The sequence below is a fragment of the Bacteroides ihuae genome (assembly GCF_900104585.1).
GTDB lineage: Bacteria > Bacteroidota > Bacteroidia > Bacteroidales > Bacteroidaceae > Bacteroides > Bacteroides ihuae.
The window spans coordinates 1,351,311-1,365,976 of the sequence record NZ_FNVX01000006.1 but is presented as its reverse complement, the minus strand read 5'-3'; the positions used below and the strand labels follow the sequence as shown (position 1 = coordinate 1,365,976).

24 protein-coding genes are annotated in these 14,666 nt (G+C 36.5%); all 24 read right to left on the bottom strand.

All coding sequences use genetic code 11. The features are described from left to right. Position 1: 1 nt before the first annotated feature. Entirely contained in the window at positions 2 to 730 is a 729-nt protein-coding gene (gene pflA / locus BQ5338_RS16355; RefSeq protein ID WP_071147811.1) for a pyruvate formate-lyase-activating protein, read from the bottom strand. A 1-nt stretch (position 731) separates the two neighbouring features. Beyond that, entirely contained in the window at positions 732 to 2,960 is a 2,229-nt protein-coding gene (gene pflB / locus BQ5338_RS16350; protein ID WP_071147954.1) for a formate C-acetyltransferase, read from the bottom strand. Between the two features lie 468 nt (positions 2,961 to 3,428). Next, entirely contained in the window at positions 3,429 to 3,917 is a 489-nt protein-coding gene (gene rplQ / locus BQ5338_RS16345; protein ID WP_071147810.1) for a 50S ribosomal protein L17, read from the bottom strand. A gap of 6 nt (positions 3,918 to 3,923) precedes the next feature. Next, positions 3,924 to 4,916 (bottom strand): DNA-directed RNA polymerase subunit alpha, encoded by a 993-nt coding sequence (locus tag BQ5338_RS16340; RefSeq protein WP_071147809.1) that lies wholly within the window; start codon positions 4,914 to 4,916, stop codon positions 3,924 to 3,926. Between the two features lie 11 nt (positions 4,917 to 4,927). Further along, on the bottom strand, positions 4,928 to 5,533 hold the full coding sequence (rpsD, locus tag BQ5338_RS16335) for a 30S ribosomal protein S4 (RefSeq protein ID WP_071147808.1): 606 nt from the start codon (positions 5,531 to 5,533) through the stop codon (positions 4,928 to 4,930). A gap of 111 nt (positions 5,534 to 5,644) precedes the next feature. Beyond that, positions 5,645 to 6,034, bottom strand: a complete 390-nt coding sequence (gene rpsK, locus BQ5338_RS16330) for a 30S ribosomal protein S11 (protein ID WP_071147807.1) — start codon at positions 6,032 to 6,034, stop codon at positions 5,645 to 5,647. Positions 6,035 to 6,045: 11 nt separating this feature from the next. Continuing rightward, a complete protein-coding gene (gene rpsM / locus BQ5338_RS16325) occupies positions 6,046 to 6,426 on the bottom strand; it encodes a 30S ribosomal protein S13 (RefSeq protein WP_071147806.1) in 381 nt (126 codons plus the stop codon). Positions 6,427 to 6,459: 33 nt separating this feature from the next. Beyond that, positions 6,460 to 6,576 carry a 50S ribosomal protein L36 gene (rpmJ, locus tag BQ5338_RS16605; protein WP_073402467.1) on the bottom strand — a complete coding sequence of 39 codons (117 nt, stop codon included), beginning with the start codon at positions 6,574 to 6,576 and terminating at the stop codon, positions 6,460 to 6,462. 5 nt (positions 6,577 to 6,581) lie between these two features. Next, the gene (gene infA, locus BQ5338_RS16320; protein ID WP_013617984.1) at positions 6,582 to 6,800 is read right to left on the bottom strand and encodes a translation initiation factor IF-1; all 219 of its coding nucleotides are present in this window, start codon (positions 6,798 to 6,800) and stop codon (positions 6,582 to 6,584) included. A 736-nt stretch (positions 6,801 to 7,536) separates the two neighbouring features. After that, on the bottom strand, positions 7,537 to 8,886 hold the full coding sequence (gene secY / locus BQ5338_RS16310) for a preprotein translocase subunit SecY (protein WP_071147804.1): 1,350 nt from the start codon (positions 8,884 to 8,886) through the stop codon (positions 7,537 to 7,539). A gap of 4 nt (positions 8,887 to 8,890) precedes the next feature. Continuing rightward, positions 8,891 to 9,337: a 50S ribosomal protein L15 gene (rplO, locus tag BQ5338_RS16305; RefSeq protein WP_071147803.1), complete on the bottom strand. Its 447-nt coding sequence runs from the start codon at positions 9,335 to 9,337 to the stop codon at positions 8,891 to 8,893. A gap of 31 nt (positions 9,338 to 9,368) precedes the next feature. Further along, complete coding sequence (gene rpmD, locus BQ5338_RS16300) at positions 9,369 to 9,545, bottom strand: 50S ribosomal protein L30 (protein WP_071147953.1); 177 nt, start codon at positions 9,543 to 9,545, stop codon at positions 9,369 to 9,371. Positions 9,546 to 9,555: 10 nt separating this feature from the next. Continuing rightward, complete coding sequence (gene rpsE, locus BQ5338_RS16295) at positions 9,556 to 10,074, bottom strand: 30S ribosomal protein S5 (protein ID WP_071147802.1); 519 nt, start codon at positions 10,072 to 10,074, stop codon at positions 9,556 to 9,558. Between the two features lie 5 nt (positions 10,075 to 10,079). Next, positions 10,080 to 10,424, bottom strand: coding sequence for a 50S ribosomal protein L18 (gene rplR, locus BQ5338_RS16290; RefSeq protein WP_071147801.1), 345 nt, complete (start codon positions 10,422 to 10,424; stop codon positions 10,080 to 10,082). Positions 10,425 to 10,444: 20 nt separating this feature from the next. Then, positions 10,445 to 10,999: a 50S ribosomal protein L6 gene (gene rplF / locus BQ5338_RS16285; RefSeq protein ID WP_071147800.1), complete on the bottom strand. Its 555-nt coding sequence runs from the start codon at positions 10,997 to 10,999 to the stop codon at positions 10,445 to 10,447. A gap of 17 nt (positions 11,000 to 11,016) precedes the next feature. Continuing rightward, positions 11,017 to 11,412 (bottom strand): 30S ribosomal protein S8, encoded by a 396-nt coding sequence (gene rpsH, locus BQ5338_RS16280; RefSeq protein WP_071147799.1) that lies wholly within the window; start codon positions 11,410 to 11,412, stop codon positions 11,017 to 11,019. Between the two features lie 59 nt (positions 11,413 to 11,471). Continuing rightward, on the bottom strand, positions 11,472 to 11,741 hold the full coding sequence (gene rpsN, locus BQ5338_RS16275; protein WP_071147798.1) for a 30S ribosomal protein S14: 270 nt from the start codon (positions 11,739 to 11,741) through the stop codon (positions 11,472 to 11,474). A 5-nt stretch (positions 11,742 to 11,746) separates the two neighbouring features. Continuing rightward, positions 11,747 to 12,304: a 50S ribosomal protein L5 gene (gene rplE, locus BQ5338_RS16270; RefSeq protein WP_071147797.1), complete on the bottom strand. Its 558-nt coding sequence runs from the start codon at positions 12,302 to 12,304 to the stop codon at positions 11,747 to 11,749. Then, positions 12,304 to 12,624: a 50S ribosomal protein L24 gene (gene rplX / locus BQ5338_RS16265; RefSeq protein WP_071147796.1), complete on the bottom strand. Its 321-nt coding sequence runs from the start codon at positions 12,622 to 12,624 to the stop codon at positions 12,304 to 12,306. Before rplX ends, rplE begins: the two co-directional genes overlap by 1 nt. Before the next feature lie 20 nt (positions 12,625 to 12,644). After that, positions 12,645 to 13,010 (bottom strand): 50S ribosomal protein L14, encoded by a 366-nt coding sequence (rplN, locus tag BQ5338_RS16260; protein WP_071147795.1) that lies wholly within the window; start codon positions 13,008 to 13,010, stop codon positions 12,645 to 12,647. Positions 13,011 to 13,012: 2 nt separating this feature from the next. Continuing rightward, the gene (gene rpsQ / locus BQ5338_RS16255) at positions 13,013 to 13,282 is read right to left on the bottom strand and encodes a 30S ribosomal protein S17 (RefSeq protein ID WP_139265278.1); all 270 of its coding nucleotides are present in this window, start codon (positions 13,280 to 13,282) and stop codon (positions 13,013 to 13,015) included. Next, positions 13,279 to 13,476: a large ribosomal subunit protein uL29 gene (locus BQ5338_RS16250; protein ID WP_071147794.1), complete on the bottom strand. Its 198-nt coding sequence runs from the start codon at positions 13,474 to 13,476 to the stop codon at positions 13,279 to 13,281. Before BQ5338_RS16250 ends, rpsQ begins: the two co-directional genes overlap by 4 nt. A 5-nt stretch (positions 13,477 to 13,481) precedes the next feature. After that, a complete protein-coding gene (rplP, locus tag BQ5338_RS16245; protein ID WP_071147793.1) occupies positions 13,482 to 13,916 on the bottom strand; it encodes a 50S ribosomal protein L16 in 435 nt (144 codons plus the stop codon). Between the two features lie 22 nt (positions 13,917 to 13,938). Continuing rightward, positions 13,939 to 14,664, bottom strand: coding sequence for a 30S ribosomal protein S3 (gene rpsC / locus BQ5338_RS16240; RefSeq protein WP_071147792.1), 726 nt, complete (start codon positions 14,662 to 14,664; stop codon positions 13,939 to 13,941). Positions 14,665 to 14,666: the final 2 nt, after the last annotated feature.

The window sequence follows — 14,666 nt, the reverse complement described above, 5'->3', positions numbered from 1 at the left end:
GTTAATTGACATATACAGTTGGAAAATAGCGCTTGAATAAATTGGCTGCATGCTCGATTTGGTCAAGTGTATTTTCTTTTACTTCCTGCAGGAGATACTCTTGTTTCATAGCTTCATACTTATGCACACCAAGCGTATGGTAAGGTAATATTTCAACCCGTTGAATCATTTGATTGCCTCCCAGAGCTTCGCCTAAGCTAATAATGTCTTCTTCAAAATCACTGTAGCCTGGTACCAAAACATAACGCAACCAAAAAGGTTTGCGTTGCTTTTCCAACCAAGATGTTAAGCATAACGTTTGTTCATTGCTGTGTCCTGTCAGTGATCGGTGACGTATTGCATTAAATTGTTTCACATCAAGCAATACCAAATCTGTCAATCCAAACAATTCCTCAACATCTTCGTTCCAGATACTACCATTACTATCCAGACAAGTGTGAATGCCTTCTTCCTTAAGCTTACGAAAAATTGGGATGAGTGCTTTAGCTTGCAATGTCGGTTCTCCACCGGAGAAAGTAATTCCTCCCTTTTTTCCGAAAAAGGGTTTCTGACTAAGAGCCATACGCACAATTTCTTCAGGCTCAGTGACTATTCCTCCACCAACTGAAATTGTATCCGGATTAGCACAATACAAGCAACAGAAGTTGCAACCTTGAAGGAAAACGACGAGCCGAAGACCCGGCCCGTCGAATGTTCCCATTGATTCATATGAATGAACTTTTATCACCATCTTACATTTTATTATGGAAGCTACGGGAAATAACCTCCAACTGATGCTCACGACTCAAACTTACAAAATGAACAGCATAACCTGAAACACGAATTGTAAGTTGTGGATAATTCTCTGGATGCTCCATTGCATCTTCTAACATCTCGCGGTTCAGCACGTTCACATTCAAATGGTGGGCGCCTTTGCTAAAATATCCGTCCATCATTCCTACAAGATTATCTATACGGTCTTCTTCAGTCACACCAAGCGATTTTGGAACAATAGAGAAGGTATTACTTACACCATCTTGTGCATCTTCGTACTTTATCTTTGCTACCGAAGTCAACGAAGCAATTGCGCCTTTAGAATCGCGCCCGTGCATGGGATTAGCACCCGGAGCAAAAGGAACTCCTTTCAGACGACCATCTGGTGTGGCCCCAGTTTTTGAGCCATACATTACATTCGATGTAATAGTCAATATAGATAATGTAGGACGAGCATTTTTATAAATTGGTAATTTACTAAGCTCTTCACTAAATAAATGCGTCAAGCCAACTGCCAATTCATCTACGCGATCATCATCATTACCATAGCAGGGAAATTCGCCATTAATATCAAATGAAGTAGTCAATCCTATATCGTTACGATGTGCAGTCACTTTTGCAAATTTAATAGCAGACAATGAATCTGCCGCAATTGAGAGACCCGCTGCTCCATAAGCCAAATTGATGCGTGGGTTTGTATCTATAAAAGCCATTTGTGCCTTTTCATAATAATACTTATCATGCATATAATGAATGATATTCATCGCATCATTATAAACGCGGGCAATCTCTTTCAATACGACTTTATAATTTGCCATCACTTCATCATAATTCAGCGTATCACTTGTTAACACCGGAATGCCTTTCACCATTACTGTGCCTGTTTTTTCACAACGTCCACCGTTAATAGCAAGTAACAATGCCTTAGCCAAATTGGCGCGTGCACCAAAGAACTGAATCTGCCGACCTATATCTTGGAAAGAAACACAACAAGCAATTCCATAGTCATCAGAATGGCGTACAGAACGCATTAAATCATCATTCTCATATTGAATAGAGGAAGTATCAATAGACACTTTTGCACAGAAAACTTTAAAGCCTTCGGGTAAAGCAGGTGACCAAAGCACAGTTATGTTTGGTTCTGGAGAAGCTCCTAAATTATATAACGTTTGCAAAAATCGGAATGAAGTTTTTGTTACCTTATGGCGTCCGTCATTGAATTGCCCACCGATAGCTTCAGTTACCCAAGTTGGATCACCAGCAAATATATCGTTGTAAGATTGCATACGCAAATGGCGCACCACACGTAGCTTAATAACAAATTGATCAATAAGCTCTTGAGCAAAAGATTCATCAATAAGACCTTTACTCAATTCATATTCTAGATAAATATCTAGAAACGAAGAAACATTTCCCAAAGACATTGCAGCCCCATCTTGTTCTTTTACAGCTGCCAGATAAGCCATATATACCCACTGTACAGCTTCTTGGGCTGAAAGAGCAGGGCGACTAAGATCCAGTCCGTAATATTCACCCATTACCTTCATATCCTTGAGTGCCTTAATCTGTTCGGCCACTTCTTCGCGCAAGCGAATGCGTTGTTCCGTCATCGGCCCCAAAAGATTACGTAAATCCTCTTGTTTAGCCAGAATCAAACGATCAATTCCATAAAGTGCTAATCGACGATAGTCACCGATTACGCGCCCACGTGCATAATTATCGGGTAGTCCAGTAAGAAAACCAAGTGAACGAAATAAGCGAATTTCGTCTGTATAAACATCAAACACACCATCATTATGTGTTTTGCGATAATGAGTAAAGATTTCTTTTACTTTTTCATCTACCTCAACACCATTTTCATGACATGCTCGAGCAACGACATTGATACCACCAAATGGTTTAATAGCACGCTTTAACAATTCGTCAGTTTGTAAACCAACAATTAATTCATTTTCTTTATCAATATAGCCTGCTTTATGAGAAGTAATTGTGGATACAGTCTTATTATCAAGCGAACGAAGACCGTTATTAGCTCTTTCTTCTTCAATAGCTTTAAGGCAAACATCCCATACGTGCATCGTTCTTTCAGTAGGTCCTTGTAGAAAAGAAGCGTCACCATCATACGGCGTAATATTATTACTAACGAAGTCTCTGACGTTGATTTCTTTACTCCAGTCTCCTTCTTTAAAGAGTTTTATTAATTCCATAATGTTATTAGTTAGGGGTTGGTTATCAATTTGAGAGCGCAAAATTACTACCTTTTTGCGAATAATCAACAAAAAAGAGTCTTCTTTTATGTTCTCCAACATAAAAAACATCTATTGGTGTCCGTGCTGCTGTAGGCCGTGACATCAAAAGAATCCTGGCAGTCTGAGGGAAGATATAAAAATAAAACTTCGAGTGAGTTAAGGAGGAGATTTGATTTCATCTGACAAAAATAAGCTTTTTAATCAAATGTTAAATCCTCAAGAAGATAAAGTGACCCTTTAAGAGCCGAATATAAACGCGTACAAAATTAAATCATATCACATGTGCCATAAGTATAGAAAACAAATAAGCAAGAGAGTGCCCTACTTTTGACACAATCTCTTGCTTATTTGAATAACAGCAAATATCCTGAGAGAACATTTAGATTAGGAGATAAGAAAGCTTAAAAGCCTCACTCAAGCCACTAATCAATCTACGTCCGTCTTACTCTCTTCAACTGTTTGAGTAGTTTCTATTTCAAGTACTGCCTCATCAGTCACTTTCTTTGAACGACGAGTACGAATAGATTTCTTTGTTACTTTTTCTTTAGCCATATTATCATCATAATCAACTAATTCAATAAAACACATTTCTGCGTTATCACCTAGACGATTGCCAATTTTAATAATACGCGTATACCCTCCTGGACGATCTGCAATCTTCACTGATATTTCTTTAAATAACTCAGTAACAGCTAATTTATCTTGCAAATTACTAAAAACAACACGACGTGAATTAGTCGTATCATCCTTAGACTTAGTAATTAAAGGTTCAACAAACATTTTCAAAGCTTTGGCTTTGGCAACAGTCGTAGTGATTCTTTTGTGCTTAATCAAAGAACATGCCATATTGGATAACATAGCAGATCTATGAGAAGCAGTACGACCCAAATGATTAAATTTTTTATTGTGCCTCATTTTTTATTATTCTTTTTCTAATTTGTATTTTGAGATATCTGTTCCAAATGAAAGATTCAGACTTTCTAGCAAATCATCAAGCTCAGTAAGCGATTTCTTTCCAAAATTTCTAAACTTTAACAAGTCAGTTTTATTAAACTGAACTAAATCTCCAAGCGTCTCTACATCAGCAGCTTTCAAACAATTGAGAGCACGAACAGATAAATCCATATCAATCAGTTTGGTCTTCAATAATTGGCGCATATGTAAAACTTCCTCATCGAATTCTTCATTACCATCAACATCTGTATTTTCTAAGGTTATTTTTTCATCAGAAAATAGCATAAAGTGATAAATAAGAATCTTTGCGGCTTCTTTCAACGCCTCTTTTGGATGAATAGAGCCGTCTGTTGTAATCTCAATCAGTAGTTTCTCATAGTCAGTCTTTTGCTCTACACGAAAATTTTCTACTAAATATTTAACATTACGTATAGGAGTATAAATTGAATCAATCGGAATTACATTAACATCTGTACAGTACTCACGATTCTCGTCAGCAGGAATATAACCACGACCTTTGTTAATTGTAATATCAATCTGCATCGTTGCTTTAGAATCTAAATGACAAATAACTAATTCAGGATTTAACACTTCAAATCCAGTCAAATACTTTCCTATGTCACCTGCTTTAAATTCACTTGAATTCTCAACTGTAATACTAACCTTTTCACTCTCAAATTCTTCAACAACTTGCTTGAACCTCACCTGTTTAAGACTCAAGATAATGTTAGTAACATCTTCTTTCACTCCAGACACACTAGAAAATTCGTGCTCCACACCCTCTATTCTAATAGTAGTGATAGCAAAACCTTCTAATGAGGAAAGAAGAATACGGCGCAATGCATTACCTACAGTAATACCAAAACCGGGTTCCAACGGACGAAATTCGAACTTCCCGAATTTAGGATCCGCTTCCAACATTAATACTTTATCAGGTTTTTGAAATGCTAATATCGCCATGAAATTAATTATTATTTAGAATATAACTCTACAATCAACTGTTCTTTAATATTCTCTGGGATGTCTGCACGATCAGGTACATGTAATAGCTTACCTAATTTTGAAGTAGTATCCCACTCCAACCAAGCGTATTTGCTATGATTAAATCCAGCGAGGGAATTAGCTATGATTTCCAACGATTTAGACCTCTCACGAACACCTATAATTTGACTTGGCTTCACTGCATATGAAGGAATATTTACAACCTTCCCATCAACTGTAATATGTCTATGACTTACAAGCTGACGCGCAGCGGAACGAGTTGGAGCTATACCTAAACGAAAAACAACATTATCTAAGCGACCTTCAAGTAACTGAAGAAGTATTTCACCCGTAATACCTTTTGCCGATTCAGCTTTTTCAAACAAATTCCGAAATTGCTTTTCTAAAACGCCATAAGTATATTTCGCCTTTTGTTTCTCACGAAGTTGAATTCCATACTCAGACGTTTTCTTTTTTCTGGAATTACCATGTTGCCCAGGAGGATAATTTTTCTTTGATAGAACCTTGTCAGCTCCAAAAATTCCTTCACCAAATTTACGGGCTATTCTCGATTTTGGTCCAGTATATCTAGCCATTTTTTTTATTTTTAATTATTATAATCATAAACTTAATTTGTGCAGCCACGATTACAGAGAAGAATTAATGCAATCCTAAAACAAAATTAAGCATTATTTTAAAGATAAAGTTTAAACTCTACGTCTTTTAGGAGGGCGACATCCATTGTGAGGTAGTGGTGTTACATCAACAATTTCTGTAACTTCGATCCCTGCACCATGGATGGTTCTAATTGCAGACTCGCGCCCATTACCTGGACCTTTGACATAAGCTTTCACTTTCCTAAGACCAAGATCAAACGCTATTTTCGCACAATCTTGTGCAGCCATTTGAGCTGCATAAGGAGTGTTCTTTTTAGAACCTCTAAAACCCATTTTACCAGCAGATGACCATGAGATTATCTGTCCTTCATTATTTGCAAGAGAAACAATAATATTGTTGAAAGATGAATGCACATGTAACTGGCCATTAGCATCTACTTTAACATTTCTCTTTTTCGCTGCGACTGTTTTTTTTGCCATATCAACAATTATTATTTAGTAGCTTTTTTCTTATTAGCAACAGTTTTCTTCCGACCCTTACGAGTACGCGCATTATTCTTCGTGCTCTGCCCTCTAACAGGCAAACCAATACGATGACGTACACCACGATAACAACCGATATCCATCAATCGTTTGATATTCAATTGAACCTCAGAGCGAAGATCACCCTCAACTTTAAATCCTGTTCCGATAATCTCACGAATCATTGCAGCTTGATCATCTGTCCAGTCTTTAACTTTAAGATCTCTATCAACACCAGCTTTTTCTAGGATTTTCGCTGAACTACTGCGCCCTATTCCATATACATAGGTCAACGCTATCTCACCTCTCTTGTTCTGAGGTAAATCTACACCAACTATTCTTATAGCCATATACTAAATTATTTTTCTTCTAAAAATAACGAATTATCCTTGACGTTGTTTATACTTAGGATTTTTCTTGTTGATAACATACAAACAGCCATTACGCCTTACTATTTTACATTCCGGCGTACGTTTTTTTAATGATGCTCTAACTTTCATATCTTTTATTTATATCTAAATACAATTCTCCCTTTCGACAAATCATAAGGAGACATTTCTACTCTAACTTTATCTCCTGGCAAAATTTTAATATAATGCATTCTCATTTTGCCAGATATATGAGCCGTAATTTCATGCCCATTTTCCAATTCAACACGAAACATTGCATTTGACAATGCCTCAACTATAATTCCATCTTGTTCTATTGCAGATTGCTTTGCCATATAATTATATTCCTTTTATCGCCTAAAACCTCATCTTTAAAATCAAATGTGGAAAGGAATTCAACTTCACCATCCCTGATTGCAACGCATACTCAAAATGAGCAGAAAAATTACAATCTATTCTATTAGCCCATCCATCATTTTTCAACAGAATCTAACAGTTACTTAAAGTATCATAGGTTCAATAGCAATAAAAATCCTCTTTAAAAATGCCATATCCTCTTTTCCCTTAATAATAACGTAATAAGAATGAACTCCACAATACAATTGAATCAAGTAATCTTATATCATCCACCAACTCCTTGCTCCTGAGTAGCATATTAAACACCTATATAAAGAGCCTATACCAACTAACCCTTTAACTTTGGCATTAACATCACCAACAGAGAGAGTACAAGCTGAACCGCGGCAAAAGCTGTTCTAATAAATTCCACAGTCAACAGATACAATATTCCATACTTGCAACACAAGACTGCTGAAAGAATATGATGAATAATTTACTCTTATCAACAGGAGTACATCTTGAACAATAAGAGAAATTATTCTATTGACTTAGTGAACAAGAACATTCAAAAGTTGGAATAGCTATATTACTAACAGGCTCTTCTTCAATCCTATCCAAGTGCCGCCTAGTAGACCCTCCAAGTTTTATCAACTCAGCAACCTCACCTTTAAGCAAAGAGATTACTCTAACAAAAGTTTTATCTTCGGTTATAATAAATATCATTCCAGACTGTTAGTATGCAGCAATTCCACTGCCAGTAGTACGCCCTTTTATTCTTCCTGATTTTAATAAACCATCATAATGACGCATTAATAAATGGCTTTCTATTTGTTGCAAAGTGTCAAGAACAACACCCACAAGAATTAACAAAGATGTACCACCAAAGAATTGAGCAAACTCAGCTTTAACTCCAAAAACGCCTGCAAAAGCGGGCATAATTGCAACTAGAGCAAGAAAGAAAGAACCAGGCAGAGTAATACGAGACATAATATCATCAAGATATTCAGCAGTATTCTTGCCAGGCTTTATTCCTGGAATAAAACCATTATTCCTTTTCATATCTTCAGCCATTTGAGTCGGGTTGATAGTTATTGCAGTATAAAAATAGGTAAACAAGATAATCATCACCCCAAAAACAACATTATACCACAAACTAGTATGATCAGTAAAAGCGTGAATAAACCCACTCGCAGTATTCGTGTTAGAAAAACCTATGAAAGTTATAGGAATGAACATAATGGCCTGAGCAAATATTATAGGCATAACACCCGCAGCATTTACCTTTAAAGGAATGTATTGTCGCGCACCACCATACTGTTTGTTTCCAACAATCCTTTTAGCATATTGTACTGGAACTTTTCGAGTTCCCTGAACTAAAAGAATAGCAGCTGCAATTACTACTAAAAGAATTACAATTTCAATCAAAAACATAATCAAACCACCAGTCTTATCTGTCATACGAGAAATTAATTCTTGGAATAGAGATTGGGGAAGACGCGCTATAATACCAACCAAAATGATGAATGAGATACCATTGCCAATACCTTTATCTGTTATTCTTTCACCAAGCCAAAGAATGAACATGCTTCCCGCAGCTAAGATAATAGTGGAAGTGAACATGAATAAAGTCCAATCTAATGAAGCATTTAAAGAAGGGCCAGCCTGCATTTTAAGATTAAGCAGATATGACGGTGCTTGTACTAACAATATAAGGATTGTCAAATAACGAGTGTATTGGTTCATCTTTCTCGTACCACTCTCACCCTCACGCTGTAATTTCTGAAAATAAGGAACCGCAATTCCCAATAATTGAACTACAATAGAAGCAGAGATATAGGGCATAATACCTAACGCAAAAATTGAAGCATTAGAAAAAGCTCCTCCAGAGAACATGTTCAATAAAGCCAAAAGGCCTTCACTAGTTTGTTGATGCAATTGCTTTAACATTCCAGGGTTTATCCCTGGAAGTACAATATATGATCCAAAACGGTAAATTGCAACAAACAATACGGTAATGAGGATCCGTTGTCTTAGATCCTCAATTTTCCATATATTCTTTAACGTTTCAATAGCTTTTCTCATTGAATTAAAGTTTTACTACATTTCCACCTACAGCTTCAATAGCAGTTACAGCTGTTTTAGAAAAAGCATGGGCTTCCACTTCAAGGGTAATTGTTAACGATCCATTACCTAAAACTTTGACTAACTGATTAGTCGAAATAAAGCCAGCTTCTATGAAATCACGAAGAACAAGTTTGTTCACCTTGTTTGCTTCTGCTAGCTTCTGAATAGTATCTAAATTAATCGCTTTATACTCTATTCTATTTATATTCTTAAAGCCAAATTTTGGGACACGACGTTGAAGAGGCATTTGCCCACCTTCAAAACCAATCTTTTTTGAATAACCAGATCTAGATTTCGCCCCCTTATGACCTCTTGTTGAAGTTCCTCCTAAACCAGAACCAGAACCACGTCCAATTCTTTTCCGCGTTTTAGTAGCTCCTTCAGCAGGTTTTAAATTACTTAAATTCATATTGTAACTAATTTTTATATTCAAGAAATAATTACTTAACAATAGTAACCAAATGTTTCACTTTATCTACCATGCCTAAAATAGAGAGGGTACATTCATGTTCAACAACTCGGTTAAGTTTGCGAAGTCCTAATGCATCCAAAGTTCTTTTTTGGTCAATTGGTGCACCAATTCTACTCTTAATTTGTTTAATCTTAATAGATGACATAATATCCTCCTTATCCTCTAAATACTTTTTCAACACTAATCCCTCTATTTTGTGCGACCATCCTCGCATCACGCATCTCACTTAATGCCAAAATAGTAGCCTTAACTAAATTATGAGGATTAGATGATCCTTTCGATTTAGCCAAAACATCAGTAATACCAACACTTTCAAGAACAGCACGCATCGCACCACCTGCTACTACACCAGTACCATGAGAAGCTGGTTTGATAAATACCTCAGCACCACCAAATTTAGCAAATTGTTCATGAGGTACAGTTCCTTTTAGCAATGGAATTTTAATCAAATTTTTCTTGGCTGATTCAACACCTTTAGCTATTGCAGCAGTTACTTCACCAGCTTTACCGAGTCCCCATCCAATAATTCCTTCTTCATTACCAACAACAACAATCGCAGAGAAGCTGAATGTCCTACCACCCTTTGTCACTTTAGTGACACGGTTAATGGCAACCAACCTATCCTTTAACTCTAAATCATTAGTAATTTTCATCTTATTATTAATTCCTGACATAATGATTAAAATTTAAGTCCACCGTTACGAGCCGCATCAGCCACTTCTTTTACTCTCCCATGATATAAGTAACCATTGCGATCAAAAATAACGGCTAATACCCCAACTTCCTGAGCTTTTTTCGCAATCAAGCCACCTACTTGTGCAGCTAGTTCCTTCTTCGGCAACTTGTCTTCCAAGCCTAATGATGAGGCAGAGGCCAACGTTTTACCTGAGAGATCATCAATTATCTGCACATATATCTGCTTATTACTCCTAAATATACTCATACGTGGACGTTCGGCTGAGCCAGATATCTTATTACGCACTCTATATTTAATTTTGATTCGTCTTTCTACTTTTGTTGTCATAATACTCACATTTACATAAATTACTTAGCACCAGCCGATTTTCCAGACTTTCTACGAATTTCTTCTCCAACAAACTTAATACCTTTACCCTTATAAGGTTCAGGCTTACGGAAAGAACGTATCTTAGAGCAAACTTGACCTAACAGTTGCTTATCACAAGATTCTAAAAGAATAAGTGGGTTTTTATTTCTCTCTGCTTTTGTTTCAACCTTTACTTCGGGTGGAAGTTGTATGAAAATATTGTGAGTATAGCCTAACGCCAAATCAATAATATTTCCATTATTAGAAGCACGGTATCCAACACCTACTAATTCAAGCTCTTTTTTATATCCTTCAGATACCCCTACAACCATATTATGAATTAATGAACGATACAAACCATGAAAAGCGCGTTCTTGCTTATCATCACTCTGACGACTTAAAACAACATGCCCACTCTGAATATCCACTCCAATAAGTGGATTAATATATTGACTTAACTCACCTTTAGGGCCTTTTACTGTAACACAATCATTCACAAATGTTACAGCAACCCCTACTGGTATACTAATGGGTAATTTTCCTATTCTTGACATTGCTTATTCCTCCTAAATTAATATACATAACACAAAACCTCACCACCTATTTTCAAATCAGCCGCTTCTTTGTTTGTCATTACACCTTTGGAAGTAGATATTATAGCAATACCCAAACCATTAATCACACGTGGCATATCTTTATATCCAGTATACTTTCGCATACCTGGAGAAGATATTCTTTCCATCTTCTTGATTGCGCTAACTTTGTTAATCGAATCATATTTTAAAGCCACTTTTATAGTACCTTGTGGACCATCTTCTACAAACTTATAATTAAGGATGTAGCCTTTTTCAAAAAGAATCTTAGTGATTTCTCTTTTCAAATTCGAAGCAGGAACTTCTACAATTCTGTGCTTAGCACTAATTGCATTCCTCAATCTCGTTAAATAATCAGCAATTGGATCTGTCATAAATGAAAACAATTAAATTAACCAGGACTATCCTGACAATATTTAAATAAAATAGATTATCACCAGCTCGCTTTTTTCACACCAGGGATAAGCCCATTAGATGCCATTTCACGGAACTGAATTCTTGATACACCAAACTGACGGATATAGCCTTTTGGACGCCCCGTCAATTTGCAACGATTATGCATTCGCACAGGCGAAGAATTCTTTGGCAAGGCTTGTAGAGCCTCAAAGTCACCATCTTTCTTCAACTGAGCTCTTTTCTCGGCATATTTTTCTACTAATTTAGCACGCTTAACTTCACGAGCCTTCATTGATTCTTTTGCCATAACAATCAGTCTTTTTTTGCGTTTTTAAACGGTAAACCAAATTCTTTCAAAAGAGCATATCCTTCTTCATCAGTTTCAGCTGAAGTTACAAAGGTAATATTCATCCCTAGAATTCTAGTAATACCATCTATATTAATTTCAGGGAAGACAATCTGTTCCTGGATTCCAAGAGTGTAATTTCCCTTTCCATCAAACTTACTTTCTATACCTTTAAAATCTCGAATACGAGGCAATGCTACGCGAACTAATTTCTCCAAGAACTCATACATCCTCTCTCTACGTAGAGTGACCATTACACCAATAGGCATCTTCTTACGTAATTTAAAATTAGCAATATCTTTACGAGAGATAGTGGCAACAGCTTTTTGGCCCGTAATAGCCGACATTTCATTTATTGCAACCTCGATTATTTTCTTATCTGCAACAGCCATACCTAAGCCTTGATTGATAACAATCTTCTTAAGTACAGGAATTTGCATTACTGAAGAATACTCAAATTGTGATTTCAATGCAGGAGCAATACGCTCTGCATATTCTTTTTTTAGGCTAGCAGTATTACTCATTATTTAATCTCCTCTCCTGTTTTTTTAGAATAACGCACTAAAGTTCCTTCAGAACTTATTTTTCTCCCAATACGCGTAGCCTTACCTGTCTTAGGGTCAACCAAATTCAAGTTTGATAAATGGATAGAAGCTTCCTGCTTAACTATACCACCTTGAGGATTCTTAGCATTAGGCTTAATGCTTTTTGAAACCAAATTAATGCCTTCAACAATTGCACGCAACTCTTTAACAAGAACCTTTAACACTCGACCAGTTTTACCTTTCTCTTCACCTGAATTCACGTAAACTGTATCACCTTTCTTTATATGTAATTTATTCATTACTTAAAACTTTTACAAGATTAAAGTACTTCAGGTGCAAGCGAAACTACTTTCATGTTTGTAGCACGAAGTTCTCTTGCAACAGGACCAAAGATACGACTACCGCGGATCTCACCCGCATTATTAAGTAATACGCAAGCATTATCATCAAAACGTATATAAGATCCATCTACACGACGAATCTCTTTTCTTGTCCGCACGATTAAAGCTTTTGACACTGCACCTTTTTTTATATCACTCGAAGGGATGACGTTCTTTACAGAAACAACTATTACATCCCCAACAGAAGCATAACGACGCCCTGTACCACCTAAAACTCGGATACACAAAGCTTCCTTTGCTCCGCTATTGTCACATACTGTCAGCCTGGATTCTGCTTGTATCATAATTACTTAGCTCTTTCAATTATTTCTACCAATCTCCACCTTTTAGTCTTGCTCAAAGGACGAGTTTCCATAATACATACTGTATCACCAATATTACATTCGTTCTTTTCATCATGAGCATGGTATTTCTTCGTTTTACTAACGAATTTACCATATATAGGGTGCTTTTCTTTAAACTTTGCAGCAACAGTAATCGTTTTATCCATCTTGTTGCTTAATACAACCCCTGTTCTTTCTTTTCTTAAATTTCTTGCTTCCATCAAGCCCATCATTTATTAGTAAGTTCTCTTTGACGTAGTTCAGATTTCATTCTCGCAATGGTTCTACGCAAATATTTAATCTGAACAGGATTATCCAAAGGAGAAATAGAATGATTTAAAACTACTTGGTTATAATTAACCACTTCAGCATTTACTCTTTCTACTAAGTCACCAGTAGACATTTCTTTAATTTCCGAAATTTTCATATACGTTACGCATTTTGATTTTGAACATCGTAATCACGCCTAACTATAAACTTCGTAGTAACAGGAAGTTTCTGCGCAGCTAAGCGCAAAGCTTCCTTAGCGATCTCATACGATACTCCTTCAACTTCAATTATAATTCTACCTGGAGTTATAGGAGCAACAAATCCTTCTGGAGAACCTTTACCTTTACCCATACGCACTTCTGCAGGCTTCTTTGTGATCGGTTTATCTGGGAAAATTCGAATCCAAATTTGCCCTTGACGCTGCATATATCTTGTAACAGCAATACGCGCCGCTTCAATCTGCCTACCTGTAATCCACTTATTCTGCAGGGCCTTTATACCAAAAGAACCAAAAGCAAGCTGATTTCCCCTCTGAGAAATGCCTTTCATGCGCCCCTTCTGTTGTCTTCTGAATTTCGTCTTTTTCGGTTGTAACATAATTCCTAAAATTCAAATTCGTTTAGCGATTATTTTTCTTTCTTTTAAAGTTCTTTCCACCATTATTATTGCTTCCACGAGCATTGTCTTTGCTTTGAGCAAAATTAGGGGCCAAATCTTTTTTGCCAAAAATTTCACCACGACAAATCCAAACTTTTATGCCAAGAAGACCAACTTTAGTCAATGCCTCAGCATGACAATAATCGATATCTGCCCTGAAAGTATGTAGCGGAGTTCTTCCTTCTTTATACATTTCAGAACGAGCCATCTCTGCTCCATTCAAACGTCCTGAAATTTGCACCTTTATACCTTCCGCTCCCATGCGCATAGTGTTAGCTATAGACATTTTTATTGCACGACGATAGGCTATTTTACCTTCAACTTGGCGAGCGATATTATTAGCAACAATAACCGCATCAAGTTCAGGACGCTTTACCTCAAAAATATTAATCTGAATATCTTTATCAGTAATTTTCTTCAACTCCTCCTTCAACTTATCAACTTCTTGTCCACCTTTACCAATTATAATGCCAGGACGAGCTGTACAAACAGTAATAGTAACAAGCTTCAGGGTACGTTCTATGATAATTCGTGACATGCTAGCCTTAGCTAATCTTGCATTAAGATACTTACGAATTTTGCTATCTTCAAGCAATGAATCACCATAATCATTTCCACCATACCAATTAGAATCCCAACCTCTGATAATTCCTAAACGGTTACTTATTGGATTAACTTTTTGTCCCATGT

Coding starts and splice junctions, on each gene's coding strand:
- BQ5338_RS16340 (WP_071147809.1), bottom strand. CDS start 4,916: ATGGCGATATTAGCATTTCAAAAACCTGATAAAGTATTAATGTTGGAA.
- rpmD (WP_071147953.1), bottom strand. CDS start 9,545: ATGTCATCTATTAAGATTAAACAAATTAAGAGTAGAATTGGTGCACCA.
- rpsC (WP_071147792.1), bottom strand. CDS start 14,664: ATGGGACAAAAAGTTAATCCAATAAGTAACCGTTTAGGAATTATCAGA.
- rpsE (WP_071147802.1), bottom strand. CDS start 10,074: ATGTCAGGAATTAATAATAAGATGAAAATTACTAATGATTTAGAGTTA.
- rplN (WP_071147795.1), bottom strand. CDS start 13,010: ATGATACAAGCAGAATCCAGGCTGACAGTATGTGACAATAGCGGAGCA.
- rplP (WP_071147793.1), bottom strand. CDS start 13,916: ATGTTACAACCGAAAAAGACGAAATTCAGAAGACAACAGAAGGGGCGC.
- rplF (WP_071147800.1), bottom strand. CDS start 10,999: ATGTCAAGAATAGGAAAATTACCCATTAGTATACCAGTAGGGGTTGCT.
- rpmJ (WP_073402467.1), bottom strand. CDS start 6,576: ATGAAAGTTAGAGCATCATTAAAAAAACGTACGCCGGAATGTAAAATA.
- rplX (WP_071147796.1), bottom strand. CDS start 12,624: ATGAATAAATTACATATAAAGAAAGGTGATACAGTTTACGTGAATTCA.
- rplQ (WP_071147810.1), bottom strand. CDS start 3,917: ATGAGGCACAATAAAAAATTTAATCATTTGGGTCGTACTGCTTCTCAT.
- rpsM (WP_071147806.1), bottom strand. CDS start 6,426: ATGGCTATAAGAATAGTTGGTGTAGATTTACCTCAGAACAAGAGAGGT.
- rpsN (WP_071147798.1), bottom strand. CDS start 11,741: ATGGCAAAAGAATCAATGAAGGCTCGTGAAGTTAAGCGTGCTAAATTA.
- pflB (WP_071147954.1), bottom strand. CDS start 2,960: ATGGAATTAATAAAACTCTTTAAAGAAGGAGACTGGAGTAAAGAAATC.
- rplE (WP_071147797.1), bottom strand. CDS start 12,304: ATGAGTAATACTGCTAGCCTAAAAAAAGAATATGCAGAGCGTATTGCT.
- rplO (WP_071147803.1), bottom strand. CDS start 9,337: ATGAATTTAAGTAATTTAAAACCTGCTGAAGGAGCTACTAAAACGCGG.
- rpsQ (WP_139265278.1), bottom strand. CDS start 13,282: ATGATGGGCTTGATGGAAGCAAGAAATTTAAGAAAAGAAAGAACAGGG.
- BQ5338_RS16250 (WP_071147794.1), bottom strand. CDS start 13,476: ATGAAAATTTCGGAAATTAAAGAAATGTCTACTGGTGACTTAGTAGAA.
- secY (WP_071147804.1), bottom strand. CDS start 8,886: ATGAGAAAAGCTATTGAAACGTTAAAGAATATATGGAAAATTGAGGAT.
- rplR (WP_071147801.1), bottom strand. CDS start 10,424: ATGACAACAAAAGTAGAAAGACGAATCAAAATTAAATATAGAGTGCGT.
- infA (WP_013617984.1), bottom strand. CDS start 6,800: ATGGCAAAGCAATCTGCAATAGAACAAGATGGAATTATAGTTGAGGCA.
- pflA (WP_071147811.1), bottom strand. CDS start 730: ATGGTGATAAAAGTTCATTCATATGAATCAATGGGAACATTCGACGGG.
- rpsH (WP_071147799.1), bottom strand. CDS start 11,412: ATGACAGATCCAATTGCTGATTATTTAACGAGATTGAGGAATGCAATT.
- rpsD (WP_071147808.1), bottom strand. CDS start 5,533: ATGGCTAGATATACTGGACCAAAATCGAGAATAGCCCGTAAATTTGGT.
- rpsK (WP_071147807.1), bottom strand. CDS start 6,034: ATGGCAAAAAAAACAGTCGCAGCGAAAAAGAGAAATGTTAAAGTAGAT.